Annotated in this window: 23 protein-coding genes; 6 read left to right on the top strand and 17 right to left on the bottom strand. The window is 58.5% G+C overall.

Annotation, left to right across the window (positions count from 1 at the left end; all coding sequences use genetic code 11):
• Positions 1-39: 39 nt before the first annotated feature.
• The 7 genes from hflX to EQV93_RS11935 form a co-directional block, all read right to left on the bottom strand.
• Complete coding sequence (hflX, locus tag EQV93_RS11905; RefSeq protein ID WP_122785079.1) at positions 40-1371, bottom strand: ribosome rescue GTPase HflX; 1332 nt, start codon at positions 1369-1371, stop codon at positions 40-42.
• Positions 1372-1392: 21 nt separating this feature from the next.
• Entirely contained in the window at positions 1393-1653 is a 261-nt protein-coding gene (hfq, locus tag EQV93_RS11910) for an RNA chaperone Hfq (RefSeq protein WP_122785080.1), read from the bottom strand.
• Positions 1654-1743: 90 nt separating this feature from the next.
• On the bottom strand, positions 1744-2724 hold the full coding sequence (miaA, locus tag EQV93_RS11915; protein ID WP_122785081.1) for a tRNA (adenosine(37)-N6)-dimethylallyltransferase MiaA: 981 nt from the start codon (positions 2722-2724) through the stop codon (positions 1744-1746).
• On the bottom strand, positions 2724-4637 hold the full coding sequence (gene mutL / locus EQV93_RS11920; RefSeq protein ID WP_146384776.1) for a DNA mismatch repair endonuclease MutL: 1914 nt from the start codon (positions 4635-4637) through the stop codon (positions 2724-2726). Before mutL ends, miaA begins: the two co-directional genes overlap by 1 nt.
• Positions 4637-6058: an N-acetylmuramoyl-L-alanine amidase gene (locus tag EQV93_RS11925; protein ID WP_208727509.1), complete on the bottom strand. Its 1422-nt coding sequence runs from the start codon at positions 6056-6058 to the stop codon at positions 4637-4639. Before EQV93_RS11925 ends, mutL begins: the two co-directional genes overlap by 1 nt.
• A gap of 2 nt (positions 6059-6060) precedes the next feature.
• Positions 6061-6531: a tRNA (adenosine(37)-N6)-threonylcarbamoyltransferase complex ATPase subunit type 1 TsaE gene (tsaE, locus tag EQV93_RS11930; RefSeq protein WP_122785084.1), complete on the bottom strand. Its 471-nt coding sequence runs from the start codon at positions 6529-6531 to the stop codon at positions 6061-6063.
• The gene (locus EQV93_RS11935) at positions 6519-7379 is read right to left on the bottom strand and encodes an NAD(P)H-hydrate dehydratase (RefSeq protein ID WP_240891622.1); all 861 of its coding nucleotides are present in this window, start codon (positions 7377-7379) and stop codon (positions 6519-6521) included. The genes tsaE and EQV93_RS11935 overlap by 13 nt, the downstream gene beginning before the upstream one ends.
• A 62-nt stretch (positions 7380-7441) precedes the next feature.
• Between EQV93_RS11935 and queG the strand changes: the two genes are divergently transcribed.
• A complete protein-coding gene (queG, locus tag EQV93_RS11940; RefSeq protein WP_122785086.1) occupies positions 7442-8545 on the top strand; it encodes a tRNA epoxyqueuosine(34) reductase QueG in 1104 nt (367 codons plus the stop codon).
• A 70-nt stretch (positions 8546-8615) separates the two neighbouring features.
• On the opposite strand, the gene EQV93_RS11945 is transcribed toward queG, so the two are convergent.
• Together EQV93_RS11945 and orn are read right to left on the bottom strand one after the other, a co-directional pair.
• Positions 8616-9227 carry a trimeric intracellular cation channel family protein gene (locus EQV93_RS11945; RefSeq protein WP_122785087.1) on the bottom strand — a complete coding sequence of 204 codons (612 nt, stop codon included), beginning with the start codon at positions 9225-9227 and terminating at the stop codon, positions 8616-8618.
• Between the two features lie 79 nt (positions 9228-9306).
• Positions 9307-9849, bottom strand: a complete 543-nt coding sequence (orn, locus tag EQV93_RS11950; RefSeq protein WP_146424652.1) for an oligoribonuclease — start codon at positions 9847-9849, stop codon at positions 9307-9309.
• A gap of 106 nt (positions 9850-9955) precedes the next feature.
• Between orn and rsgA the strand changes: the two genes are divergently transcribed.
• Entirely contained in the window at positions 9956-10987 is a 1032-nt protein-coding gene (gene rsgA / locus EQV93_RS11955; RefSeq protein ID WP_122785089.1) for a small ribosomal subunit biogenesis GTPase RsgA, read from the top strand.
• Between the two features lie 208 nt (positions 10988-11195).
• Here rsgA and motB read toward each other — a convergent pair whose 3' ends face one another.
• Both motB and motA read right to left on the bottom strand, forming a co-directional pair.
• Positions 11196-12221, bottom strand: a complete 1026-nt coding sequence (motB, locus tag EQV93_RS11960) for a flagellar motor protein MotB (RefSeq protein ID WP_122785090.1) — start codon at positions 12219-12221, stop codon at positions 11196-11198.
• A gap of 3 nt (positions 12222-12224) precedes the next feature.
• Positions 12225-13076 carry a flagellar motor stator protein MotA gene (motA, locus tag EQV93_RS11965; protein ID WP_122785091.1) on the bottom strand — a complete coding sequence of 284 codons (852 nt, stop codon included), beginning with the start codon at positions 13074-13076 and terminating at the stop codon, positions 12225-12227.
• Positions 13077-13239: 163 nt separating this feature from the next.
• Between motA and EQV93_RS11970 the strand changes: the two genes are divergently transcribed.
• The 3 genes from EQV93_RS11970 to asd are packed head-to-tail and all read left to right on the top strand — an operon-like array spanning position 13240 to position 16524.
• Entirely contained in the window at positions 13240-14778 is a 1539-nt protein-coding gene (locus tag EQV93_RS11970) for an HDOD domain-containing protein (RefSeq protein WP_240891623.1), read from the top strand.
• Positions 14779-14820: 42 nt separating this feature from the next.
• Entirely contained in the window at positions 14821-15648 is an 828-nt protein-coding gene (gene rhdA, locus EQV93_RS11975; protein ID WP_122785093.1) for a thiosulfate sulfurtransferase, read from the top strand.
• 9 nt (positions 15649-15657) lie between these two features.
• Complete coding sequence (gene asd / locus EQV93_RS11980; protein WP_122785094.1) at positions 15658-16524, top strand: archaetidylserine decarboxylase; 867 nt, start codon at positions 15658-15660, stop codon at positions 16522-16524.
• Between the two features lie 160 nt (positions 16525-16684).
• On the opposite strand, the gene serB is transcribed toward asd, so the two are convergent.
• Positions 16685-17899: a phosphoserine phosphatase SerB gene (gene serB / locus EQV93_RS11985; RefSeq protein ID WP_240891624.1), complete on the bottom strand. Its 1215-nt coding sequence runs from the start codon at positions 17897-17899 to the stop codon at positions 16685-16687.
• Positions 17900-18031: 132 nt separating this feature from the next.
• Between serB and EQV93_RS11990 the strand changes: the two genes are divergently transcribed.
• Positions 18032-19564, top strand: a complete 1533-nt coding sequence (locus EQV93_RS11990) for an AhpA/YtjB family protein (RefSeq protein ID WP_240891625.1) — start codon at positions 18032-18034, stop codon at positions 19562-19564.
• A 309-nt stretch (positions 19565-19873) separates the two neighbouring features.
• Here the strand turns inward: EQV93_RS11990 and EQV93_RS11995 are convergent, their stop codons facing one another.
• From EQV93_RS11995 to parE, 5 genes are all read right to left on the bottom strand, one after another.
• Positions 19874-20581, bottom strand: a complete 708-nt coding sequence (locus EQV93_RS11995) for a PqiC family protein (protein ID WP_122785097.1) — start codon at positions 20579-20581, stop codon at positions 19874-19876.
• 170 nt (positions 20582-20751) lie between these two features.
• The gene (parC, locus tag EQV93_RS12000) at positions 20752-23016 is read right to left on the bottom strand and encodes a DNA topoisomerase IV subunit A (protein ID WP_122785098.1); all 2265 of its coding nucleotides are present in this window, start codon (positions 23014-23016) and stop codon (positions 20752-20754) included.
• Positions 23017-23027: 11 nt separating this feature from the next.
• On the bottom strand, positions 23028-23549 hold the full coding sequence (locus EQV93_RS12005; protein WP_146424658.1) for a retropepsin-like aspartic protease family protein: 522 nt from the start codon (positions 23547-23549) through the stop codon (positions 23028-23030).
• Positions 23546-24526, bottom strand: coding sequence for an esterase-like activity of phytase family protein (locus tag EQV93_RS12010; RefSeq protein ID WP_146424660.1), 981 nt, complete (start codon positions 24524-24526; stop codon positions 23546-23548). Before EQV93_RS12010 ends, EQV93_RS12005 begins: the two co-directional genes overlap by 4 nt.
• Positions 24526-26430: a DNA topoisomerase IV subunit B gene (gene parE, locus EQV93_RS12015; RefSeq protein ID WP_122785101.1), complete on the bottom strand. Its 1905-nt coding sequence runs from the start codon at positions 26428-26430 to the stop codon at positions 24526-24528. The genes EQV93_RS12010 and parE overlap by 1 nt, the downstream gene beginning before the upstream one ends.
• Between the last annotated feature and the right edge of the window lie 8 nt (positions 26431-26438).

The raw sequence follows: 26438 nt of genomic DNA on the forward strand, positions 1-26438 counted from the left end.
CGCGCCCACGGCGCGCCGACCAATGCTACAGAATGCCTATCACAGCGGCACAGCCGCTTTGTCAGGCTTGTATTGCAAAGTGTGTTCTTCGATGAATTCCAGCGGCTGCATCCCTTCGCGGCTGACCAAGCGGTTGAGCTCGGCTCGCGGCAGGCGTACGTCCAACAAACTGGCCCCCTCATCGTCATGCGCTTCTTTTTGCACAACACCCAGCTCGAAGAACTGTGCCCGCAGTCGAGCAAATCGCTGCTCAAGGCGCAAGGTGCCTACGAACAAATCATTGCCCAGCAACTCGGCAATGGCTTGCTCCAGCAACTCCAGCCCCGAACCATCGCGTGCCGACAACCAGACCCGCTGGGGCTTGCCGTTGGCATCGCGCTGAATCTGCGGTTCGACCGCTTCAAGCAAATCGATTTTGTTGTAGACCTCGAGGATCGGCAAGTCCTGAGCGCCAATCTCGCCCAGAACGACCATCACCTGTTCAATCTGCTGCATGCGCTCAGGTTCGTGCGCATCAATCACGTGCAGCAGCAAATCGGAATTGCTCGACTCTTCGAGCGTAGACCGGAAAGCTTCAACTAGCTTGTGCGGAAGGTGACGAATAAAGCCCACGGTATCCGCCAGCACAATTGGCCCTAGGTCACCCAAATCAAGGCGACGCAATGTCGGGTCGAGCGTGGCGAACAATTGGTCAGCGGCAAACACGTCTGAGCCGGTGACCGCATTGAACAGCGTGGATTTACCTGCGTTGGTATAGCCCACCAGCGAAACCGTAGGAATGTCGGCGCGCTGGCGCCCTCTACGGGACTGCTCGCGTTGACTGCGGACTTTTTTCAGACGGGCCTTGATCTGGCTCATGCGAACGCGCAACAGGCGTCGGTCGGTTTCGAGCTGGGTTTCACCCGGGCCACGACTGCCGATACCCCCACCTTGACGTTCAAGGTGAGTCCAGCCACGAACAAGCCGCGTGCTCATGTGATCAAGCTGGGCCAGTTCGACCTGCAACTTGCCTTCATGGGTACGGGCGCGCTGAGCGAAAATGTCGAGAATCAGCCCGGTGCGGTCAAGCACGCGACACTCGAACACACGTTCAAGGTTACGCTCCTGACTGGGCGTGAGGACGTGATTGAAAATCACAATGTCGACCTTCTCGGCCTTGACCAGGTCGCGTAACTCTTCGACCTTGCCAGTGCCAATCAGGTACTTGGCCGATGGCCGATGACGCGGCACGTTAAAAAACGCGACGGTCTCGGCACCGGCCGATTTAGCTAACTCCTGGAACTCCTGCGGATCTTCGCGCGCCTCAGGGTCCTGTCCTTCCAAGTGAACGAGGATTGCCCGCTCACCACCACCGTGACGCTCAAAGAACAAAGGAAGCTCCTGTCTTATTTATTAGGCGTTACCTGGTTCCGCGTCAGCGAGCTCTGCTTCGGTTGCGCTAGGCAAGCGAATTGGACGCACAGGTACGACTGTAGAGATAGCGTGTTTGTAAACCATTTGGCTAACGGTGTTTTTCAGCAGAATCACGAACTGGTCGAAAGACTCGATTGTCCCCTGCAGCTTGATGCCGTTGACCAGATAAATGGAAACGCCAACCTTCTCTTTACGCAATGTATTCAAGTAAGGGTCTTGTAGCGAATGCCCTTTTGACATATGCCGCACTCCTGTAAGGAAAAAAAATAGAAACAAAAATTAAATGGCTTATGTCGCCACATCCATAGGATAGACGGCATTCCCTAAGACTCAGGTCAATATGGAGACCGATTCCAGGTATTTCAAGGCTCGTGGCAGATTGTCGCAGTCGAGGCTGTCCAGCCAATGTAGACCATCCCAGCTGCGTAACCAGGTGAACTGACGCTTTGCCAATTGGCGCGTAGCAATGATACCGCGCTCCTGCATCTCGGCTGCCGTCAGTTTGCCGTCCAGGTAATCCCAGACTTGTCGATAACCTACTGCACGTATAGACGGCAACCCGGCATGCAGGTCACTTCTATTACGCAAGGCTACGACCTCGTCAATGAATCCCTGTTCCAGCATTTGCCCGAATCTTTGTGCAATTCGTTCATGCAACACCTGACGATTCGCCGGGGCGATGGCCAGATGCGCGACAGTATAGGGCAATTGGCTGCACCCAGAAGCCGCTGCTTTAGTAGATTGTTCAGATTGTTTTTGTCGATGGGCCGTCATGGTGAGACCACTGACCCGGTAAACCTCCAGCGCACGCGTCAAGCGCTGTGGATCATTGGGGTGAATGCGCGCAGCCGACTCAGGATCAATGGCGGCCAACTGGTCATGCAACGCTTGCCAGCCGAGCTGTTGCGCTTCTTCTTCGAGCTGGGCACGCACCTGCGGGTCGGCGGCCGGCATGTCCGCCAGCCCGTCGATCAATGCTTTGTAATACAACATGGTGCCACCCACCAGCAGCGGCGTATTTCCGCGCGCAGTGATTTCGGCCATGACTTTCAGGGCATCGGCCCGAAAGTCGGCCGCTGAATAGCTCTGCGCCGGATCAAGAATATCGATCAGTTGATGCGGGTGCTTGGCCAAAATGTCTTTGGACGGTTTGGCAGTACCAATGTCCATGCCGCGATAGACCAGCGCCGAATCAACGCTGACCAGCTCGCACGGCAGCACCTTGCTCAGCTCAATTGCCAGATCGGTTTTACCGGCAGCCGTCGGCCCCATCAAAAAGATGGCCGGGGGTAAAGCGTTGGAACCTGTCATCAGCGACCGCGCAAAAAGAGTTTATCCAGGTCGTCCAGGCCCATTTGGGTCCAGGTCGGGCGACCATGATTGCATTGACCGCTACGCTCGGTGTTTTCCATGTCACGCAGCAAGCCGTTCATTTCCGGGATCGCCAAACGGCGATTCGCCCGAATGGCACCGTGGCAAGCCATAGTGCCGAGCAATTCGTTGAGGTGGGCCTGTATCCGGTCGCTGGTGCCGTACTCCATCAAATCGGCGAGCACGTCATGCACCAAACGCTGGGCCTCGGCCTGTTTGAGCAGCGCCGGAATTTGACGGATCGCCAGGGTTTCCGGGCCAAGGCGTTGCAGCTCAAAGCCCAGACGCTGAAACCACTCGGCATGTTCCTCGGCACAATCGGCTTCACGCTGGCTGACGGCAATCGACTCCGGCACAAGCAACGGCTGACCGCTCAGGCCTTCGCTGGCCATAGCGATCTTGAGGCGCTCGTACATGATCCGCTCGTGCGCCGCATGCATGTCCACCAGCACCAGCCCTTGGGCGTTTTCGGCAAGGATGTAGATGCCCTTGAGCTGGGCCAGTGCAAAACCCAACGGCGGGATATCGCCCTGCCCGTCCGGCAACGGCGCCGCATTGGCTTCAGGCAAAGGGGCGAAAAACTCCCGATATGCATTTTTGGCTTCCGCCACAGGCACCGAAGGCGCTGAGGACTGCGGGCGATATTGATACTGATAACCCGCCCCCGCACCTGAGCCCGCGACGTGTTGAGTCGGCGCCGACTGCGGCTGTTCCAGCACATTGGCTGCCAGACGCATTTCACCTTGCGGGCCGAACTCACCGGCGTCCTGCCCCGTTGGCCGCTCGGCCCCTGGCACAGGCGCTGGCGCAGCCAGTTGGTCTTCGGGCCTTACATCGCCAAGGGCGCGGTGCAAGGTGCCGTACAAGAAGTCATGCACCATGCGCCCATCACGAAAACGCACTTCGTGCTTGGTAGGGTGAACGTTGACGTCGACCACAGAGGGGTCAACCTCAAAAAACAGCACGAAGGTAGGGTGACGGCCATTAAACAGCACGTCGCGATACGCCTGACGCACCGCGTGTGCCACCAGCTTGTCGCGCACCGCACGGCCATTCACATAGAAATACTGCAAGTCGGCCTGGCTGCGCGAAAATGTTGGCAAACCAACCCAGCCCCACAAATGCAGGCCATTGCGCTCCACTTCGATGGGCAGCGCCTGCTCCAGAAACGCCGAGCCGCACACCGCCGCCACACGCCGGGCGCGGGCCGTATCGTCGCGGGCTTCATGCAGGTTGAGAATGGCTTTGCCGTTGTGGCGCAGGTTAAAGGCCACATCAAAACGCGCCAGCGCCAAGCGTTTGATGACTTCTTGCAGGTGATCGAACTCGGTTTTCTCGGTCTTAAGAAACTTGCGCCGCGCCGGAGTGTTGAAAAACAGGTCGCGCACTTCAACCGACGTCCCCACCGGGTGGGCTGCTGGCTGAACCCTGGGCGCCATGTCGCGGCCTTCGGTTTCGACCTGCCACGCCTGATCGGCACCACGGGTGCGCGAGGTCAGCGTCAAGCGTGCTACCGAACTGATGGACGCCAGCGCTTCCCCGCGAAAGCCCAGGCTCATGACCCGTTCAAGGTCTTCGAGGTCGCGAATTTTACTGGTCGCATGTCGCGCCAACGCCAGCGGCAAGTCGTCGCTGGAGATGCCGCGACCGTCATCGCGTACGCGCAAGAGTTTGATGCCCGCCTGCTCGACATCCACATCAATGCGCTTGGCGCCGGAGTCGAGGCTGTTTTCCAGCAACTCTTTAATCACCGAGGCAGGACGTTCAACCACCTCGCCTGCCGCAATCTGGTTAGCCAGTCGCGGGCTGAGCAGCTCAATGCGTGCACTGTCGTTCAACGGCCCGTCACTCATTATTGAGCCGCCAAGGTAGTTGCCGGGATGTGCAGGCCCTGGCCGATTTTCAATTCATCGGTTTTCAAGTTGTTAGTGCTGCGCAATGCCGTCACGGGCACTTGGTAGCGGACAGCAATCATCGCCAGCGTTTCGCCGGGGCGAACCGTGTGCTCGCGTGCACCTTGGGCAATTTTGCCGGTGTCACGCAGCCAGGCAATGTAAGTGCCCGGTGGCGGATTTTGCTGGAAGAACTGACGCACGCCGCTGCTGATCGAGCGAGCCAGCGCCTGTTGGTGGCTGCTGGAGGCCAACTTCGAGGCTTCATTAGAGTTCGAGATAAAGCCGGTTTCAACCAGGATTGACGGGATGTCCGGCGACTTGAGCACCATAAATCCTGCTTGCTCAACACGCTGTTTGTGCAGCGGTGTTACGCGGCCAATGTTGCTCAGCACTTTCTGCCCGACGTTAAGACTGGAGGTCAGCGAAGCAGTCATCGACAGGTCGAGCAACACGCCTGCCAGCATGCGATCCTTGTCATCCAGGCTGACGTTGCCCGCCCCGCCGATCAAGTCAGAACGGTTTTCACTGTCGGCCAGCCAGCGCGCGGTTTCAGAGGTCGCGCCGCGCTCAGACAATGCGAACACTGACGCACCAAAAGCGGCCTTGGACGGCGCCGCATCGGCGTGGATCGAAACAAACAGGTCTGCACCCTTTTTACGGGCAATTTCGGTACGTCCGCGCAACGGAATAAAGTAGTCGCCAGTGCGGGTCAATTCGGCTTTAAAGCCCTTCATGCCGTTGACCTGACGCTGCAATTCTTTGGCAATGGCCAACACCACGTCTTTTTCGCGCTGCCCGGCGGAGCCAGAAGCCCCCGGATCTTCGCCGCCGTGGCCGGCGTCAATGACCACCACCACATTGCGCTTGCCGCTCGGAATGGGCGGCAAGGCCACGCTCGGTTGAGTCGGGGTCACAGGCACAACGGGCACCGTCGCCACGTTGGTGGCCGGTAAACTTGGCGTGAGGTCCGCGCCTTGATCGTACAAGTCGACCACCAGGCGATTACCGTACTGCGCGTTCGGCGCCAGAATAAAGCTCTTGGGGGTCACGGCCTTTTTCAGGTCGATGACCACACGTAAATCGGTCGGGGTGCGCTGCGCCGAACGCATGCTGGTGATCGGCGTATTGGCGGTCTGCACATTCAAGGGGCCAGCCAGCGTCGCCCCATTGATATCAATAACCAGACGATCAGGGGCGGTCAGCGTAAATACGCTGTGCTGCACCGGGCCTGTGAGGTCAAACACCAGCCGTGTGTTGTCCGGGGCACGCCACAAACGCACGCTTTTTACTTGTGTCGCCGCCACCGCATTCACGGCCATGACACTCAGCAACAGACCCACGACACTCACTAACGCGCGAAAGCGCATACCTAACCCCATCATTAATTGTTTTCCGATGCCAATTTGGCACACCAGGATTCACCGCGTGAACCGTGGGGCGTCAGCGTCAGCTCCCGCCCGGTGTTATGCGGCCTAATGGTAATGGTCAGGTCGGGCTTTGGCAAAAAGCCTGCACCTTTATCGGGCCACTCAATCAAGCATAGAGCGTCATCGTCGAAGTAATCGCGAATGCCGAGATATTCCAGCTCCTCGGGATCGACCAAACGATACAGATCAAAGTGAAACGCTCGGATGTCGCCGATCTCGTAAGGCTCAACCAGTGTAAATGTCGGACTCTTAACCGCACCTGTATGGCCCAGCCCCCGAATCAGGCCACGAGACAAGGTGGTTTTACCCATACCCAAGTTGCCATCCAGAAAGATCAGGCCATGACCTTCAGTAACCTTTGCCAGACGCGCTCCAAAAGCGGTCATTGCCTCTTCATCGGCCAGTTGCAGTGTTATTTCTTGCACGGTGCGTGTTCCTCCAACAACTGACGAATGACTGGAATCAAATCACTGGCCGCCAGCCCACGGCCCAATTGTCCTTGCTGCTCGCCTGCACGGGCATGCAACCACACCCCCAGACAAGCCGCCTCATAAGCGTTCATGCCTTGCGCCAGCAATGCACCGATCACTCCGGCCAGCACATCACCCAGCCCCGCAGTGGCCATGGCCGGATGGCCGTGGTTGCACTGGGCCAACTCGCCTTGCAGTCCCGCAATCAATGTACCCGCCCCCTTGAGGACGCATACCACTGAGTATTTTTTAACCAGCGCTCTGGCCGCCGCAGGGCGATCCGCCTGCACCTGCTCTGTGCTGATACCCAGCAGACGCGCGGCTTCGCCGGGGTGCGGGGTCAATACGGAGCCTTGAGCCAACGCCAAGTCGGTGTTGGACAACAAATTGAGAGCATCGGCATCCCACACCTGCGGCATTTTTGCCTGAGCGGCGGCCGACAACAGGCTGCGCCCCCAAGGCGCCTGGCCCAAGCCCGGGCCAACCACCAACACAGAGGCTTGCGCCAGCAGGCCCATCAGTTGATTGGCCGATAGCACACCCACGGCCATCACCTCCGGCAAGCGGGCCAAGGCGGCGGGTATGTGTTCAGGTCGGGTTGCCAGCGACACCAGACCCGCGCCACAGCGTAGTGCAGCTTGGGCACTCAGGGTAATCGAACCGCCAAAACCGCGGTCGCCACCGATCAATAGCACGTGACCAAACTGGCCTTTATGAGCATTGAGCGGACGAGCGGGCAGAGCTGGCAAGGTCTGCGCCATGAGCGGCTGGGGTTCAGAAAACAGGTGTTTGGTCTGCGGCATACGTGTCGTGCTCCGATGTCTGGCAGAATTATACGCATCTCAGCTCCGGTTTCTCTTGCCTCATGCCTGCTATTACTGCCGACCTCCCCGCTCTCGCTCAGTCCATCAAGGAATGGGGTCGAGAGTTGGGCTTTCAACAAGTCGCGATTGCCGGCCTCGATCTGGGCGAACACGAACAGCATCTGGAGCGCTGGCTGGCCGCCGGTTATCACGGCGACATGGACTATATGGCCGCTCACGGCAGCAAACGTTCACACCCCGACGAATTGGTGCCCGGCACTTTACGGGTGGTTTCCTTGCGCATGGACTACCTGCCTGGTGACACGCACATGGCGCAATTGCTGGCTCAGCCAGAAAAAGCCTACGTGTCGCGCTACGCCCTGGGTCGCGATTATCACAAGCTGATTCGCAAACGCGTGCAGCAATTGGCTGACCGTATTCAAGCTCAAATTGGACCGTTTGGTTTCAGGGCCTTTGTCGACAGCGCCCCGGTGCTGGAAAAAGCCATCGCCCAAAAAGCCGGGCTGGGCTGGATCGGTAAAAACACCCTGGTACTCAATCGCAAGGCAGGCAGCTACTTCTTTTTAAGTGAATTGTTCGTCGACTTGCCACTGCCTGTGGATGCGCCCCACGAGACTGAACATTGCGGGCGATGCACGGCCTGCCTGGATATTTGCCCCACCAATGCCTTTGTCGGACCTTATGTGCTGGATGCGCGCAAATGCATTTCGTACCTGACCATTGAGTTGAAAACCGCGATTCCAGTGGCGTTGCGCTCGATGATCGGCAATCGGGTGTTTGGGTGCGATGACTGCCAGATTGTCTGCCCCTGGAACCGTTTTGCCCGCACGACAGCCGAGGGTGACTTCAAGCCCCGGCATAATCTGGACAACGCGGGCTTGGCCGAACTGTTTATGTGGGATGAAGATAAGTTCTTGAGCAGCACCGAGGGCTCGCCCTTGAGACGCGCTGGGTATGAACGCTGGTTACGCAACCTGGCGGTGGGGCTGGGCAATGCGCCCTCCACCATTCCCGTGCTCGAAGCGTTGAAAGCACGGCGTGACTATCCGTCAGAGCTGGTGCAAGAACATGTGGAGTGGGCGCTTGAGCAGCATGCTAAGCGCCTGCCCTCACCCCAACCCTCTCCCGAAGGGACAGGGAGCTGATCTACGGTGATCTGGCGTACGCGTGCGGTTAGTCCTCTCTCCCTCCGGGAGAGGGCTAGGGTGCTTTTAACTAATGCTCGTCGTTGTAAACGAACTTGGGCATTTCCCAGTTAAAGCGTATCGCCAGCAAGCGCAGCAGTAACCCGCCGAACAAGGTGACAAAAATCGCCTGATCCTCAGGCATCCCAAAGAACGTACACAGCAAGAAACACCACGCCGCTGCAAACGAGACACTGGCATAGAGTTCGCGGCGGAAGATCAGCGGAATGTCGTTGCAGAAAATGTCCCGCAAGATGCCGCCGAATACGCCGGTGATCACACCACTGACCGATGCCACCAGCATGCCCTGCCCCATTTCCAGGGCGGTCATGCAACCGATCAGGGTGAAGGCCACCAGCCCTAGCGCATCCAGCACCAAGAACAGTGAACGCAGATGACGCATCAGCGGTGCGATAAAAATCGTTACCAGGGCGGCAACGGTGGTGAGCACCAGGTATTCAGGATGTTTGACCCACGTAAGCGGGTAATGCCCCAGCAACATGTCACGCACCGAACCGCCGCCCAGTGCGGTGACGCAGGCGATCAGCACCACCCCGAACCAATCCATCCCGCGCCGACCGGCAGATAGCGCACCGGTCATGGCTTCAGCCGTAATGGCCACTAAATAGAGCATCAGCAACATGTCGGCGATCCTTGCGATAAGGCGCGCAGTCTACTCATTTGCCGCATGCACCAACAGAGGGCAGAGGGACGGTCGCGCCTCAGAACTTGATGAAGTGCTTTCGGTAGTGCTGCAATTCGGCAATCGACTCGCGAATATCGTCCAGCGCCAGATGCGTGCCTTTTTTGACCAGACTGTCGCGCACTTCAGGCGCCCAGCGCGCCACCAGCTCTTTAAGCGTGGAAACGTCGAGGTTGCGATAGTGGAAGTAGCTTTCGAGGTTTTTCATGTAGGTGTACAAAAAACGCCGATCCTGACAGATGCTGTTGCCACAGATCGGTGATTTGCCTTTAGGCACCCATTGCTCAAGAAAGGCGATGGTCTGTGCCTCGGCCTCGGCCATGGTTGTGGTGCTGTCCTTGACACGCTGGGTCAAACCGCTGCCACCGTGGGTGCGGGTGTTCCACTCGTCCATGCGCGCCAGCACTTCATCGCTGTGATGGATGGCGATGACCGGGCCTTCGGCCAAGGTATTGAGGTTGCTGTCGGTAACGATGGTGGCCATTTCAATAATGACGTCGTTGTCAGGATCCAGACCGGTCATTTCCAGGTCGATCCAAATCAGGTTCTGCGCGTTTTGCATAATGGCCTCCAGTGCTTAGTCGCGCAGTTTAGCTTAGGCAGGTTGCCCACGTGCTAAACTCGCCAGCGTTTCACCCTCCTTATCGTTTTATCAACACGGAACACCCATGGCCAAACGCCAGCTCAACCGTCGCCAAAACTGGCGCATCGAAAAGATCCAGGGCGAGCGCGCTGCCCGCGCCGCTAAACGTGAATCCAGTGCGGTCGAAGCGCTCGAAGGCGGCGATTTAGGCGCTGAACAGCTGGGCCTGGTGATCGCGCACTTTGGTGTGCAGGTCGAAGTCGAAGCGCAGGAAGGTGAGCTTAAAGGCCAGATGTTCCGTTGCCACTTGCGCGCCAACCTGCCCGCACTGGTAACAGGCGATACGGTGGTGTGGCGCGCTGGCAACCAGGGTATCGGCGTTATCGTCGCCCAACTGCCGCGTAAAACCGAACTGTGCCGCCCGGACAGCCGCGGCCAGCTCAAGCCAGTCGCCGCCAACGTCGACATGATCGTGATTGTATTCGCGCCCATGCCCGAGCCGCACGCCAACCTGATTGACCGCTATTTGGTCGCGGCTGAGCACGCGGGGATTCGCCCTTTACTGCTGCTCAACAAGGCTGACCTGATTGACGAGCAAAACGCCCCGGCACTGAACGCTTTGCTGGGTGTTTATCGCCAGCTCGGCTACCCGGTGCTGGAAGTATCGGCGCATCACGGCGACGGCATGCAGCAGTTGCAGGCGCAACTTGACGGCCACATCAGCGTGTTTGTGGGTCAGTCGGGCGTGGGTAAATCGTCGTTGGTCAACAGCTTGCTGCCAGAGGTCAACCTGCGGGTGGGGCCGCTGTCCGAAATCTCGGGCCAGGGCACGCACACCACGACCACAGCGCGCTTGTTCCACTTTCCGGGCGGCGGCGACTTGATCGACTCCCCGGGCATTCGTGAATTTGGTCTGGGCCATGTCAGCCGGGCCGATGTTGAAGCGGGCTTTATTGAGTTCAACGACTTGATTGGCCGCTGCCGCTTCCGCGACTGCAAGCACGACCGCGAGCCAGGGTGCGCGTTACTGATGGCGCTCGAGGATGGCCGCGTGCAGCAACAACGCATGAACAGCTACCGCTCGATTATTGCCAGCTTGCCTGAATCAAGCTACTAACGGCAAAAGCCCCTCACCCTAGCCCTCTCCCAGAGGGAGAGGGGACTGATTTGTGGGGTATGGCACATCTGCTTTAGCTTTTAGCTTCCTCTCCCTCCGGGAGAGGGGACTGATTTGCGGCGTATGGCACATCTGCTTTGGCTTTTAGCTCCCTCTCCCTCCGGGAGAGGGGACTGATTTGTGGCGTATGGCACATCTGCTTTGGCTTTTAGCTCCCTCTCCCTCCGGGAGAGGGTTGGGGTGAGGGCAGCGCCGGGTCATCAAACAAATTCAGCTTCTGGCGCTCCTCATGCATCGGCGGCGGCTGTTGATCCGGCGGCAAGGTGATCGGGTCAACCGGCGCTTTGGGCAGCGACTTAGCCTTGACCGGCTCCGCACTCTGCCCTCCTTCAATCGCTTGCTGGGCACGCTTGTTCAGCACCACGATGTCGATACGGCGGTTGACCGGGCTCGTCGGGTTGGTCTTGTCGAACGGCACCGATGAAGCGTACCCCACTACCCTGGCGATCTGACTTTCGGGGTAACTGCCCGTAACCAGCGCACGACGGGCCGCATTGGCACGGTTTGCAGACAATTCCCAGTTACCAAAATCACCGCTCCCCGAATACTGCGTGGCATCGGTGTGACCGCTGATGCTGACCTTGTTCGGTACCGCTTTGATGGTGTCAGCCATGGCCAGCAGAATATCTTCGACGTACTGCTTAAGCCGCGCGCTGCCAACGTCAAACATCGGCCGGTTTTCATCATCCATGATCTGAATGCGCAAGCCATCCGGCGTGATTTCAAACAATAACTGGTCTTTGAATTTGCGTAACTGAGGGTTTTCTTCGACCTTGTTTTGCAACTCTTGCAACAGCAGTTCCAGGCGCTCTTTCTCCACTTGCTCAGCCACACTTTCGGCCTGATCAGGATCGATCTTCTCTTTGTTGATCATGTCGACCTGGGGTTGCAGTTTTTCTTCTGGGTTGAGCGTGTTGTCCGGTGCCAGGGCGGGTGTACCGCCCAAATCGATGGTGTACGGCGAACCGCTTTCAGTGAAGCCGACCGGGTCTTTGAAGTAGCCGCTAATAGCAAGCTTCTGCGCCGGGGTGGCCGCAGACATCAGCCACAGCACCAGAAAGAACGCCATCATCGCCGTGGCAAAGTCAGCAAAGGCAATTTTCCAGGCGCCGCCGTGATGGCCAACGGCAAAACGCTTGACGCGCTTGATGATGATCGGCTGATTGTTTTCCATAAATCAGCGACCGCGAACCACTTGCTCAAGCTCGGAAAAGCTTGGACGGTGCTTGGGGTACAGCACTTTGCGGCCAAACTCGACTGCCAGCGACGGCGGCATGCCCGAGGCAGAAGCGACCAGCGAGGCTTTGATGGCTTCATACACGTTGATTTCTTCTTTGGCATCGTGAGCCAGCGACGTGGCCAAAGGGCCGAAGAAACCATAAGCGGCCAGAATACCGAAGAATGTACCCACCAATGCAGCACCTACGTGCTGGCCAATGGCAGTTTGATCGCCTTCACCCAGCGATGCCATCGTCACCACAATACCCAGAACGGCCGCCACGATACCGAAACCCGGCATGCCGTCGGCGATACCGTTGACGGCGTGAGACGGGTGCTCAAGCTCTTCCTTGAGGTTGAACAACTCCATGTCGAACAAGCCTTCCAGCTCGTGGGGCGCCATGTTGCCCGAGGACATGATGCGCAAGTAATCACAAATAAATGCGGTCATGCGCTCATCTTTAAGAATGGTCGGGTATTTGGCGAATATCGGGCTGGCAGCCGCATCTTCGATGTCGGCCTCAATAGCCATCATGCCTTCGCGACGGCTTTTATTCAGAATCTCGTAAACCAGGCCCAGCACTTCAAGGTAGAAAGCGTGGGAGAACCGCGAACCGAACATGCCCAGCGATTTTTTCAGTACGTGCAAGGTCATGTAGCCCGGATTGGCCTGCAAGAACGCACCCAGCGCTGCGCCGCCAATGATCATGACCTCAAAGGGCTGGATCAGTGCCGCGATCTTGCCGTGGGAGAGCACGTAGCCGCCGAGTACACTCGCGATCACGACGATAATGCCGATAATTTTAGCCATAAATATAAAAGTACTTATTCAGTCGGGTTCGGGGTGATTGCAGCGTCACTAAAACTCTTCTTCTCCCTATCGGCAAATCTGCGCCAGACTGTAACGCGTAAAAGCGAAAAACATTCAGCCCGGTTCGGGCGTGCCCTCCCTTTATGATGATCGCGCTCCTTTTATGGCTAATAAAAACTCTGCATCGACATCAGTACCGACCACTCTGGACGCTTGGGTTCAGCGCCTGAACGACGCGCAGTTGCCCATCTCGCAATACAGCCATGCGCATGTGAGCGCGGCGATCAACGACAGTCGCCGCTCTTTGCGCGATATTGCCGAGATCATGCAAGACAGCCCGGCGTTGGCGTTAAGCCTGATTCGCGAAGCCAACCAGCATCTGCAAAGCAGCCTGAGTGAACCGGCTGAAAGCCTGGAAGTGGCCCTCAACCGACTGGGGTTGAAGCGCACTCTGGAAGTGCTTGAGAGCTTGCCCGCTCTGGCACCTGAGGATATGCCGCTGGCTTTCCGACAAATCCAGCTCATCAGCCAGCATGCGGCGCAACAAGCCATCGGCCTGTTCGGCAATCGCCTGGCGCGGCTCTGGCAAGAGATTTACTGGGGCAGTTTGCTGTTCCTCTCGCCCTTGTGGGCCATGGCGCTGACCCACCCTGATCAGCTCGAAGAATGGGAGCTGCGAGTGCTTCACCGAGGTGAGTGCGCCGCCAAGGTTGAGCTCAAGCTGTTCGGCGTACGCCTGTTTGAAATTTGCAGGGCGCTGGCCGAGTTATGGCAGCTGCCTGCCTGGGTACTGCACGGCTATACCGTGGTCATTGAGCAACAGCCTACGCTGGTCAGAGTGTTGCATATCGCTCGCGACCGGCATCATCCGCTTCGCCAGCAACAGCGTCTGGACGCCGATCCGGCCTTGCGCAGCTGGCTCAACCAGCCGGCCAACAGCGTGCTGCTGGCCAATGGGTTGGCACTGTCGGCCCAAGCCGCATGGGATATACCGCACAATCGGCGCTGGCAACTTCTGACCAGCCTGTACCTGCAAATGCCGCTGGACGATGTGCAACAGCTTGTTCACCAAAACGCCGTCAGCAGCGGCCGATACCACTCTTTGCCAGACCTTTGGCACCCGGCGCAGGCACTGCTCTTGCCCTGGAATGCACGCCGCACGCTGCAAGGCAATCAACCCGCCGCGCCGCCTTCAGCCGAAGCACTGGCCCTGTGGCGCAAACACTGTGCACAGCTTTTGGCCGAGCCAAGCACGTTCGCCAATGCGATGCACCTGACCACATGCGCCCGCGAAGCCTTGGTCGCCTGCGGTATGCGCAGGCTAATGGTGTTGATGGCTGACAAGACATCGAGCCATCTGCGGGTTTTTCAGGTCTGGGGACTGCCCAAAGAAGTGTTCGATCTGACTTTCAACATAAGCGAGAGCGCCGGCCTGCAGCGTTTGATGGCGCAACCGGCACAACTGCGCCTGACCCCCGATAACAATGCGGTGATCTGCGCAGCTCTGCCTGACGACCTGCGCGGCCTGTTTCCCGGTGAGCATCTGCTGCTACGCTCGCTGAGCAATAATGGCCGCGTGGTCATGCTCGTGCTGGCCGACCAGGGCGGCGGCGCGCTCAACGAGACCAGCGTGCAAGCGTTTGGCAAAACCGCGCAGTGCATTGAAAAAGCCCTGCACAGCTTTACCAACCGCGGGCGTTAGCGCTTGCGCTACAATCCCCTCTTTTTTCGCTCTGGAGAACCCATGCCTGACTTCTCTGGCTTGCCGTTGGTGATCGAACCCGGCGACCTGCTCGCACGGCTCGATGCCCCCAACTTGATTGTGGTCGACCTGACCAGCGCAGCACGCTACGGCGCCGGGCATATTCCGGGGGCTCGTTTTGTCGACCCCAAACGCACGCAACTGGGTCAGCCTCCCGCACCTGGCCTGCTGCCGACACACACGTCGCTGGAAGCCTTGTTCGGTGAACTGGGGCACACACCCAACGCGGTCTACGTGGTGTATGACGACGAAGGCGGCGGCTGGGCCGGGCGTTTTATCTGGTTGCTCGATGTGATCGGGCACAAGGCCTATCACTATCTTGATGGCGGCCTTCACGCCTGGATTGCCGAAGGTGGCCCGCTGTCCACCGACGTACCTGCGCCTGTCGGCGGCCCGGTACGGGTGACGCTGCATGAAGAACCGACCGCCACCCGCGAGTACCTGCAAAGCCGTCTGGGCGCAGACGACCTGGCAATCTGGGATGCGCGCAATCCCGCCGAATATTCGGGCGAAAAGGTGTTGGCTGCTAAAGGCGGTCACATCCCCGGCGCGATTAATTTTGAATGGACAGCAGGCATGGATAAAACCCGCGACCTGCGCATTCGGACCGATATGGCGCAGATCCTCAAGGATCTGGGGATCACACCGGACAAAGAAGTGATTACTCATTGCCAGACCCATCACCGTTCTGGCTTTACCTATCTCGTTGCCAAAGCACTCGGTTATCCGCGTGTCAAAGGCTACGCCGGCTCCTGGGGCGAATGGGGCAACCACCCCGACACCCCCGTCGAGCTGCCTGTCAAACACTAAGGACCTGTAATGAAAAAGCGTTTGTTTCTCTTGAGTCAGTACCTGCTGCCCCATCACCTGCTGTCGCGTCTGGCCGGCTGCATTGCCGAGTGCCGTGTGCGCTGGTTTAAAAATGCGTTCACCACCTGGTTCGCCAAACGCTACAACGTGGACATGTCCCAAGCGCTGGTTGAAGACGTCACCGCGTACGAACACTTCAACGCCTTCTTCACACGCGCCCTGAAAGACGGCGCTCGCCCGCTGGACCAAACCCCCGGCGCCGTCTTGAGCCCGGCCGATGGTGCAGTCAGCCAATTGGGTGCCATTGAGCACGGTCGTGTATTCCAGGCTAAAGGCCACAGCTACAGTGTGCTGGAACTGGTGGGCGGCGATGCGGCCGTTGCGTCGCAGTTCATGGGCGGCGAATTTGCCACCATTTACCTGTCACCCAAGGATTACCACCGTGTGCACATGCCGCTGGCCGGTACTCTGCGAGAAATGATCTACGTGCCAGGTCGCTTGTTCTCGGTTAACCAGACCACCGCTGAAAACGTGCCGGAGCTGTTTGCCCGCAACGAACGCGCCGTGTGCATTTTTGATACCGAACGCGGCCCGATGGCCGTGGTATTGGTGGGTGCCATGATCGTGGCATCGATTGAGACGGTATTTGCCGGTTTGGTCACGCCGCCTAAACGCGAGCTGAAAACCTTCCGTTACGACGAAGCCGCGCGTGCGCCGATTCACTTGGAAAAAGGGGCCGAACTGGGTCGCTTCAAGTTGGGATCGACAGCCATCGTGCTGTTCGGCCCAGAGCAGGTCAAATGGGCCGAAGGCCTGAGCGCAGGCTCGCCGGTGATGATGGGGCAGAACATTGGCGCCCCTGCTCACGCCGAATAACCTGCGATCCATACTGACTCCGTAGCAGCTGCCGAAGGCGGCGTTCGGCGGCGCAGCCGTCGTAGAAACTAAAATCGCGGTGAACCAAACACACCATGAATTCAGATTTCACGATCGCTTCGCAATCGGACGCGGCCTTGGACCGCTGCTACGAAATCATTTAGCCCTGGCTGTTGCGGTCACGCTGGCCCAGCAAATACAGCACGCCATCCAGCCCCAAGGTCGAAATGGCATGTTTGGCCGATTTTTTAACCAGCGGCTTGGCACGGAAGGCGACACCCAGCCCCGCAATCGCCAGCATCGGCAAATCGTTGGCACCATCACCCACCGCAATGGTCTGTTCCAGACTCAAGCCTTCCTTTTGCGCCAGTTCGCGCAGCAAATCAGCCTTGCGTTGTGCATCGACAATCGGCTCGACTGCCACGCCTGTCACTTTGCCATCTTCCACGGCCAGTTCATTGGCGAATACGTAATCGATCCCCAATTTGACCTGCAATTGCTTGGCGAAGTAAGTGAAGCCGCCTGACAAGATGGCTGTTTTGTAGCCCAAGCGCTTGAGTTCGGCGAACAGCACTTCAGCGCCTTCGGTCAAGCGCAGTGACGCGCCGATCGAGTCCAGTACGCTCACGTCCAGACCTTTAAGCAGCGCCAGACGTTCTTTGAAGCTGGCTTTGAAATCCAGCTCACCGGCCATCGCGCGCTCGGTGATTTCGGACACTTGATCACCCACGCCGGCCGCTTTCGCCAGCTCGTCTATCACTTCGGCTTCAATCAGGGTGGAGTCCATGTCAAACACTGCCAGCCGGCGATTGCGTCGGAAAAGCGTGTCTTCTTGCAGAGCGATATCGACACTGAGTTCCTGGGCCAGATCAAAAAACGCTGCTCGCAGAGCGTCGATATCAGCCACGTCACCGCAGACGCGCAACTCGATACAGCTTTTGCTCAGTGCAGTGGGCGCGTCCAACGACACTCGACCCGACAGACGATCTGTTTGTTCGATGTTCAACCCATGCTGACTGATGACCGACGTCACGCGCTGCAATTGCAGGGCCGTCACTTGGCGGCCCATCACGGTCACGACATGGCGTTTCTGACTTTGCCCATTGACCCACTGTTGATAGCGCTCTTCAGTAATCGGGTCAAACACCAGCTGCAGCCCTTCTTTAGCGATCAAGGGCTGAAGGTCTTTCAGCACAGCCGACACTTGATCGGCGTGAGGAATGTCTACCAGGAACCCCAACGACAAAACGCCGTGAATGGCGGCCTGACCGATGTCGAGAATATTCACCCCATTGCTGGCCAGCACGCCAGTAATGGCAGCGGTGAGACCTGGACGGTCTTCACCAGTGATGTTTATCAGGACGATTTCGCGCAAGGCACACCCCCATTCGCTAAAAAAAACGCATTCTACCCCCATTCAGTGACCATCGGGCATCGCCAAGGCTTTGCCGCCTCAGGGCTGATCGCTATACTGCGCTCCAACTTAACGGACTAAGAGCCGCGCTCAGTGAACCGGCCATTGCCTGTCAAAAACGATAATTTCTTTCTGCTGATCTTCCGGGCCTTGCGCGATCGTCGCGTTCCGATAGCTCTGCGCATTGCCACCCACAACGTGATTCTGGTCGCGTTGGCGCTGGTCATTTATGCCGTGGTCATGGGCCTGCAATTCAAGCAGGCCATGCACGAGCAGGCCGATGCGTTGGGGCAGAGCCTGACCACGCAGACCGCCACGTCGGCGACCGAGTTGCTGGTGTCCAACGACATCCTCAGCCTCAACGTGCTGCTCAACAACCTGACCAAAAATCCCCTGGTGGCGCACGCTGCTATTTATAGCGTGGATAACCGCATCCTCGCGGAGGCCGGGCAACGCCCTAAAAACAGCCTGCTGGGTGAAACCGAAGGCGTGTACCAGACCAAGATCACCTTTCAGGATGTGACGGCCGGGCACCTGCGTATCAGCCTGGACATGAACCAGTTCGAACAGCCGATGACCATCAGCTTGCAGAGCATGGGCATTCTTAGCGCTATTTTGCTGGCCCTTGCCTTGGCGCTGAGCCTGCGGCTGGGCCGCAACATCACGACGCCCCTGTTGCAACTGCGTGTGTGGTTGCGCGAACCGGATCCTTACACGCCGGCGATTACCCGTCAGGATGAAATCGGTGATCTGGCCCGCCAACTGCACACCCGCCTGGCGCCGCCTGCTCCAGAGCCTGAGCCGGAACCCGAAGAAGCTTTCGACGACAGCGAGTATGAAGACGCTGACGACAATGAGCCTACCTTCGAAGTCCGCAACCTGAGCGACCCGACCTTCGATGAAAAACCGGCTGTGCCAGCACCCAAAGCGGCACCTCGGCAAGTGATCAGTACCGAAGAAGACGAGGGCGACGAAGACCCGTTTTCTGATTTGCGCGATACCGGCGCCGCCAGTGTGGTGCCAAAAGCCGAAGTCAAAGCTGAGCCGACTGCGCCGCAGCCAAGCGCGGTACTGGCCGTGCAACTGGGGGCGCAAGAGCAACTGCGACGTTTGCCTCGCGCACGTTTGATGGAGCTGCTGGAGCGTTATCGCGACTGCCTGAACCAGGCGGCGTCGCTGTATCAAAGCGAGTTGCATACGCTCAATGATGGCAGCACGCTCATGCTGTTCCACAGCGAAGACAGCGGTGAGGACTACCTGACCAATGCGATTTGCTGTGGGGAGTTGCTGCGTGCCTTGGGTCATGCCTTGCAGATCGAAGTGGCTGACAGCGGCATTACGCTGCAATTGCAGTTGGGTCTGGTGCTGGGCGAAGGCCTGAGCGGGTTGAGCCAGATTGATTTGTTGCTGACTGAAACGGCGCAGGATGCACTGGCGCTGTCGCAACACAGCCGTAACTTGTTGCTGGTAGAGCGCAAGATCAGTGACGACCCGCTGATTCGCCAACGCGCCCGCATCCGCCCGATTGCCAGTCCTGAAGGGGCGTGCTGTGTAGAGCGCCTGATGGAGCCTTACCCTTCCATGCTAGAACGCCAGTTGGCGCGCATGCATGAGAATCGTGGGTAAGGCGCACAGCCCCTCACCCTAGCCCTCTCCCAGAGGGAGAGGGGACTGATTGGGGGATGCTTTAGGTTAGCTGCAGCCTGACTGATTACCGGTGAACTCGAAAACACATAGCTCGGTTCCCTCTCCCTCCGGGAGAGGGCTAGGGTGAGGGGATGCTTTAGGTTTGCTGCAGCCTGACTGATCACCAGTGAATTCGAAAACACATAGGCCGGTTCCCTCTCCCTCCGGGAGAGGGCTAGGGTGAGGGGCTTTTGCCCTGACCAAAAAAAATCCCGCACACGTGCGGGATTTTTTGTTATCGCCAAACACTCAGAACCTGAATACTTCCATATCCGTGCGAATCGGCGACGCCATCGGTATCTTCGGTTTTTCGCTGTCCTGCTTCGGTGCCGCTTTCTTTTCCGGTGCACGGGGTTCAACCAGTGGCGGCTGGTTAGCCAGCGGCTTGAGCGCCACGGCTAATTGCTCGCTCAACTGTTGCAACAACTCACCCTGAGCCTTGACCTGATCTGCAGTAGTCCCCGCATGCGGCTTTTCAAGGTGAACCATCCGGTTGTCACGCACCTGCCCACGGCGGTCAATCAAACGCCATTGAGCATCCAGAATTGCTGGCTGGTCTTTACCCGAATCCAACCGAGTAATTGACAACAGCACTTGCACATCTGGGCTGAAACCCGCAGGCGCAGGGGCCAGCACTACACGCTGGCTGTCCAGACGCCACGCCAGCTGACGCAACAGCAACTGATCGATGTCTGACGACAAGCTGCCCGCCCAACGCCCGTCCGGTGCTGCACTCAGGCTGCCATCGGTCTGACGTTGCAGCAGGGTTTCACGTTGCAGGTAATCGGCCACAGTCACCGGGCCAAGTACCACCGACATGCCCGCACTTTGCTTGGGCTGGCCGGGGGTGCCGCTGTCCAGCTGGTACAAGGCCGCGGGCTGGTGCACGCTGCACCCCACCAAGCCAAGCACGCCAGACAGCAGCGCAATTAAAGGAAGACGTAGAACGTTCATCATTCCATCCAGGTGGCCGCCATGTGGCGCGCCTCAATGTGATTCCAATTCATAGGAAGTTTCTTACACGTCGTTTCACAATCGCGGCATATCATCCGCGAATATCGACCGTGACTCCAGTGCTGTTGCGCCGATCTACGCGATAAAACGCAGACCGGGCGCTCTAAACAACCTTAATTGGGCACTTCTACCAGCAAAGCATCAACACGCTGGAAGCCTCGCGGTAACTTGTTACCACGCCGACCACGCTCACCTTTGTAATGTTCAAGGTCGTCAGCTTTGAGCGACAACGTACGTTTACCCGCCTGTAACACCAATGTGGCGTTGTCTGGCAATACGGCAATGTCAGTCACATATTCATCGCGGCTGGCCACGCGATCGCCGGGAATACCGATGATTTTATTGCCCTTGCCTTTGCCCAATTGCGGCAGGTCGCTGACTTTGAAGATCAGCAGGCGCCCTTCGGTGGTCACCGCTGCCAGCCAATTGTGCTCACGGTCTGCCACAGGCCGTGGCTGCATGACGTGCGCGCCCTTTGGCAGGCTAAGCAGCGCTTTACCCGCCTTGTTTTTGGCTTGCAGGTCTTCACCTTTGACCACAAAACCGTAACCGGCGTCGGAGGCAATCACGTACAACGCGTCGTCTTCAGGCAACAACACGCACTCGAACGTCGCGCCCGGCGGTGGCGTAAGGCGACCGGTTAGCGGCTCACCCTGACCACGGGCAGATGGCAGCGTATGTGCCGCCACCGAATAACTGCGCCCGGTGGAGTCAATAAACACGGCAAATTGGTTGGAACGCCCCGCAGCAGCGGTTTTATAGCCATCGCCCGCTTTATAGGACAACCCGGTCGCGTCCAGATCGTGACCTTTACCACACCGAACCCAACCTTTTTCTGACAAAACAACCGTCACCGGCTCGGTGGGTACCAACTCGTTTTCCGACAGAGCTTTGGCTTCAGTCCGCGCAACGATCGGTGAGCGGCGATCATCACCGTAGGTTTTCGCGTCTTCAATCAGCTCAGTGCGCACCAGCTTTTTGAGCTTGGCTTCGCTGCCCAGCAACGCTTGCAACTTGGCTTGTTCTTTACGCAGTGCATCTTGTTCGTCGCGCAGCTTCATCTCTTCAAGACGAGCCAACTGGCGCAAACGCGTATCGAGAATGTAGTCGGCCTGGGTTTCAGTCAGGCCAAAGCGCGCAATCAGCTCGGCCTTGGGGTGTTCCTCGGTACGAATAATGTGGATCACTTCGTCGAGGTTCAAGTAGGCGGTGAGCAAACCGTCCAACAGGTGCAGACGACGCTCGACTTTATCGAGGCGGAACTGCAGGCGGCGGCGCACGGTGTTGATGCGAAACTCAAGCCATTCAACCAGCAGGGCTCGCAGGTTTTTCAGCTGCGGCTTGCCGTCCAGGCCGATGATGTTGACGTTGACACGGAAGGTGGACTCCAGCTCGGTCACGGCAAACAGGTGCTGCATCAGCTCATCGAGATCCACCTTATTGTTGCGCGGGATGATCACGATGCGGCACGGGTTTTCGTGGTCCGATTCGTCACGCAGGTCAGTCACCATCGCCAACTTGGTCGGCTTGGCCTGCATCAGCGCAGCAATCTGCTCCAGCACCTTGGCGCCCGAGACTTGATGCGGCAACGCGGTGACGACAATATCGCCATCTTCAACGTGATACACCGCCCGCATGCGCACCGAACCACGACCCGTCTGATAAATCTTCAGCAGATCAGCGCGCGGTGTGATGATTTCGGCTTCGGTCGGGTAGTCAGGACCTTGAATGTGTTCGCACAGTTGCTCGACCGTGGCTTTCGGCTCGTCGAGCAAACGCACGCACGCCGCCGCCACTTCGCGCAGGTTGTGCGGCGGCACGTCGGTGGCCATGCCCACGGCAATGCCGGTGGTGCCATTGAGCAGGATGTTGGGCAAGCGCGCCGGCAATACAGCCGGCTCGTCCAGCGTGCCATCAAAGTTCGGTACCCAGTCTGCGGTGCCCTGCCCCAGCTCGCTGAGCAGCACTTCGGAGTAACGCGACAAACGCGCCTCGGTGTATCGCATGGCCGCGAAGGACTTGGGGTCGTCCGGCGCACCCCAGTTGCCCTGACCATCGACCAAGGTGTAGCGGTAGCTGAACGGCTGCGCCATCAGCACCATTGCTTCGTAGCAGGCCGAGTCGCCGTGGGGGTGAAATTTACCGAGCACGTCACCGACGGTACGCGCCGATTTTTTGTGCTTGGAGTCTGCATCCAGCCCCAGTTCGCTCATGGCGTAAACAATACGCCGCTGTACAGGTTTAAGACCGTCACCGATGTGCGGCAAGGCCCGATCCATGATCACGTACATGGAATAGTTGAGGTAGGCCTGTTCGGTGAAGTCGGCCAGTGACCGGCGTTCTACGCCGTCCAGGCTGAGATCAAGGGAGTCGCTCATGCGGACCTCATTCAGTTCGTTGTCTGGCGCAGCAGCATGGTGCCACCGCGCTGGGTAAATTCGAGTTTGTTCAACGCACTCATGCCCAAGAGCACTTGTTCGCCTTCAAGCCCTGGAGCGGCCACTGCACGCACGTTGCGCAGCACAATGGCCCCCAGTTTCAGGCGGTCGATTTGAGTGCGATAGCCCTGTGCGCGGCCATTGGCCGTGCTCAAGGTGACAGGCGCGCCTTTGGGCAGCGCCAGTTGTTCTGCCAGATCCAGCGGAACCGCCACATCGGTGGCTCCGGTATCGAGTAAAAATTCCACTGGCACGTTATTGATACGGCCACTGGCAACAAAGTGCCCCTGCACATTGGCGAGCAGTTTGACTTCGATGAAGCCCTCGCCTTGTTGCGAGATGACTTCAGTGTTGGGGTTGTCCTGACGCTGTTCCCAGCGCCCGAAAAATTGTGTCGCCAGATACAGGCCGGCGCACCAGGCGACGATCATGAACACGCGCCCCATGCCTTTGCCCGGTGCTTGCTGGCTCATGGCTTAGCGCTCCAGCCACCTTGCGGGGCAGTAAAACGCCAGACGATGGGGCGCTTTTCGCCATCGGCACGTATGTGATTGCCATTGTCCACCCCGACCCACGCGCCTTTCGCGTCCAGACTCAGCGCCTCGGCGGTGCCATAGCCGGAGTTGTAGCGCCGCGGTTCGGTCAATGCATCGTTGGCAAACGACCAGCAACGCTCTACCTCACCGGTGGCTGGCGTACGTCGGCAAATACGGTAGGCCATGCGCTCAAGGGTAAACAGCTTGCCATCGAACAGCGCCAGATCGGCAAAGTCCTTTTGTTGCGCCTTGGCCTTTAATTGAGCAGGCGGCTGTTCAAGCCCGCCCTCACTCATCACCACACATCCGCCTTCGCAGTTCCATACGCTTTGTTGCTTGCGCAGGGTCATCAAGCCACGGCGTTCACGCTCGGCCGCCAGCCACAGTTGGGTGCCTTGCGGGTTGACGGCAATGCCTTCAAACAACGCATTGAAATGCAGCAACATGCCACTGCCACGCGCCTGACGCACCAACGCCGGGTCGATCTTGAGCCACAAAGGCTCACCGATGGGGGGCACTTGCAGTACCGCCGCATGGGTTTCGCTGACAACATAACGGTTGCCCGCCGCGTCACAACTGATGCCTTCGAAATCCAGATTGCCGCCCCGCAACGGGCTGACGGCTTTGTGCATCATGCGCACGCCCCACGGCAAACCGCTTTCGGGAGGCGGTGGCACTTGGATACTAACCGCTTCGGCTTGCCATTCGGCATAACGGGTATCGAGACGGTAAATCTGATCATCATCACGGTCAGACACCGTCCACATCTCGCCTTCACAGAGCGCCAGCCCGGACAGATTGCCCCCGCGCATGCCTTCGACAGGATGCTCAGTTTGAAGCACCAGCTCAGGCCATGTATCGGCCATCACCGGCGCAGCGCTCAAGCACAGGCCCAGCAGTAACGCTCTGCCCATCAAGCCAGAACCTGCGCCAGGTTACCTTTGGACTCCAGCCAGCTTTTACGGTCACCCGCGCGCTTTTTGGCAAGCAGCATGTCCATCATTTCAGAGGTGGCAGCGAAGTCTTCCAGCGTGAGTTGCACCAGACGCCGAGTGTTCGGGTCCATGGTGGTTTCACGCAGTTGCGGCGGGTTCATCTCACCCAGCCCCTTGAATCGAGTGACTTGTGGTTTGCCGCGTTTTTTCTCGGCCACCAGACGATCAAGAATCCCGTCGCGCTCGGCTTCATCGAGGGCGTAGTAGATCTCTTTGCCCAAATCGATACGGTACAGCGGCGGCATCGCGACGTAGACATGACCGGCATCCACCAACGGGCGGAAATGCTGCACGAACAAGGCACAGAGCAAGGTGGCGATGTGCAAGCCGTCGGAGTCGGCGTCGGCGAGGATGCAGATTTTGCCGTAGCGAAGCTGACTAATGTCAGCAGCGCCCGGATCGACGCCAATGGCCACGGCAATGTTGTGCACTTCCTGGCTGGCCAGCACTTCGCTGCCATCGACTTCCCAGGTATTGAGGATCTTGCCGCGCAACGGCAGGATCGCCTGAAACTCTTTGTCCCGCGCCTGCTTGGCCGATCCGCCAGCGGAATCACCCTCCACCAAGAACAGCTCGGATCGCATCGGGTCCTGCCCGGCGCAATCAGCCAACTTACCCGGCAAGGCCGGGCCTTGGGTGATGCGCTTGCGCTCGACTTTTTTACTGGCCTTGAGACGACGACCGGCGTTGTTGATCGCCAGCTCCGCCAATTGCATGCCCAGTTCAGGGTTGGCATTGAGCCAGAGGCTGAATGCATCCTTGACCACGCCGGACACAAATGCCGCCGCTTCGCGCGATGACAAGCGCTCCTTGGTCTGACCGGAGAACTGCGGTTCCTGCATTTTCATCGAGACGACGAAGGCAATGCGTTCCCAGACATCTTCGGGCGCCAGCTTGACGCCACGGGGCAGCAGGCTACGGAATTCGCAAAATTCACGCATGGCGTCAAGCAAGCCCTGGCGCAAACCGTTGACGTGCGTGCCGCCCTGGGCCGTGGGGATCAGGTTGACGTAGCTTTCCTGAACGCTGTCGCCGCCTTCGGGCAACCACAGCAAGGCCCAGTCGATGGCTTCTTTGTTTCCGGCCAAGCTGCCGCAGAACGGTTCATTGGGCAGGCGTTCGAACTCGCTGACCGCGTCCACCAGGTAGGAGCGCAAGCCGTCTTCGTAATGCCACTCGATCTTTTCGCCAGTGTTTTTGTCTTCAAAGCTGACCAGCAGCCCCGGACACAACACGGCCTTGGCCTTGAGCACATGCTTGAGGCGGCTGACCGAGAACTTGGGCGAATCAAAGTATTTTGGGTCCGGCGCAAAATACACGCTGGTACCGGTGTTGCGTTTGCCAACGGTGCCGACGATTTCCAGGTCGGTGGCTTTATAGCCATCGGCGAAGGTCATCTGGTATTCGTTGCCGTCACGCTTGACCTTGACCCTGACCTGCGTCGACAGCGCGTTGACCACCGAAATCCCCACGCCGTGCAGGCCGCCGGAGAACTGGTAGTTTTTGTTGGAAAACTTGCCGCCCGCGTGAAGCTTGGTCAGGATCAGTTCGACACCTGAAACACCTTCTTCGGGGTGAATGTCCACGGGCATGCCGCGCCCGTCGTCACTGACTTCCAGCGAGTGGTCCGCGTGCAGAATGACTTGCACCGATTTGGCGTGACCGGCCAAGGCCTCGTCGACACTGTTGTCGATGACTTCCTGAGCCAGGTGATTGGGCCGGCTGGTGTCGGTGTACATGCCGGGGCGCTTGCGCACCGGGTCGAGGCCCGAGAGGACTTCGATGGCGTCGGCGTTATAAGAGCTAGCGCTGGGAGTGGCCATAAGGTCTC

Source organism: Pseudomonas sp. TMW22091 (assembly GCF_022496705.1).
GTDB lineage: Bacteria > Pseudomonadota > Gammaproteobacteria > Pseudomonadales > Pseudomonadaceae > Aquipseudomonas > Aquipseudomonas saxonica.

Bases quoted from the DNA above. Each gene is read 5' to 3' on its own strand.
- hfq (WP_122785080.1), bottom strand. From the start codon at position 1,653: ATGTCAAAAGGGCATTCGCTACAAGACCCTTACTTGAATACATTGCGT.
- miaA (WP_122785081.1), bottom strand. From the start codon at position 2,724: ATGACAGGTTCCAACGCTTTACCCCCGGCCATCTTTTTGATGGGGCCG.
- mutL (WP_146384776.1), bottom strand. From the start codon at position 4,637: ATGAGTGACGGGCCGTTGAACGACAGTGCACGCATTGAGCTGCTCAGC.
- EQV93_RS11925 (WP_208727509.1), bottom strand. From the start codon at position 6,058: ATGGGGTTAGGTATGCGCTTTCGCGCGTTAGTGAGTGTCGTGGGTCTG.
- EQV93_RS11935 (WP_240891622.1), bottom strand. From the start codon at position 7,379: ATGCCGCAGACCAAACACCTGTTTTCTGAACCCCAGCCGCTCATGGCG.
- queG (WP_122785086.1), top strand. From the start codon at position 7,442: ATGCCTGCTATTACTGCCGACCTCCCCGCTCTCGCTCAGTCCATCAAG.
- EQV93_RS11945 (WP_122785087.1), bottom strand. From the start codon at position 9,227: ATGTTGCTGATGCTCTATTTAGTGGCCATTACGGCTGAAGCCATGACC.
- orn (WP_146424652.1), bottom strand. From the start codon at position 9,849: ATGCAAAACGCGCAGAACCTGATTTGGATCGACCTGGAAATGACCGGT.
- rsgA (WP_122785089.1), top strand. From the start codon at position 9,956: ATGGCCAAACGCCAGCTCAACCGTCGCCAAAACTGGCGCATCGAAAAG.
- motB (WP_122785090.1), bottom strand. From the start codon at position 12,221: ATGGAAAACAATCAGCCGATCATCATCAAGCGCGTCAAGCGTTTTGCC.
- motA (WP_122785091.1), bottom strand. From the start codon at position 13,076: ATGGCTAAAATTATCGGCATTATCGTCGTGATCGCGAGTGTACTCGGC.
- EQV93_RS11970 (WP_240891623.1), top strand. From the start codon at position 13,240: ATGGCTAATAAAAACTCTGCATCGACATCAGTACCGACCACTCTGGAC.
- rhdA (WP_122785093.1), top strand. From the start codon at position 14,821: ATGCCTGACTTCTCTGGCTTGCCGTTGGTGATCGAACCCGGCGACCTG.
- asd (WP_122785094.1), top strand. From the start codon at position 15,658: ATGAAAAAGCGTTTGTTTCTCTTGAGTCAGTACCTGCTGCCCCATCAC.
- EQV93_RS11995 (WP_122785097.1), bottom strand. From the start codon at position 20,581: ATGATGAACGTTCTACGTCTTCCTTTAATTGCGCTGCTGTCTGGCGTG.
- parC (WP_122785098.1), bottom strand. From the start codon at position 23,016: ATGAGCGACTCCCTTGATCTCAGCCTGGACGGCGTAGAACGCCGGTCA.
- EQV93_RS12005 (WP_146424658.1), bottom strand. From the start codon at position 23,549: ATGAGCCAGCAAGCACCGGGCAAAGGCATGGGGCGCGTGTTCATGATC.
- EQV93_RS12010 (WP_146424660.1), bottom strand. From the start codon at position 24,526: ATGGGCAGAGCGTTACTGCTGGGCCTGTGCTTGAGCGCTGCGCCGGTG.
- parE (WP_122785101.1), bottom strand. From the start codon at position 26,430: ATGGCCACTCCCAGCGCTAGCTCTTATAACGCCGACGCCATCGAAGTC.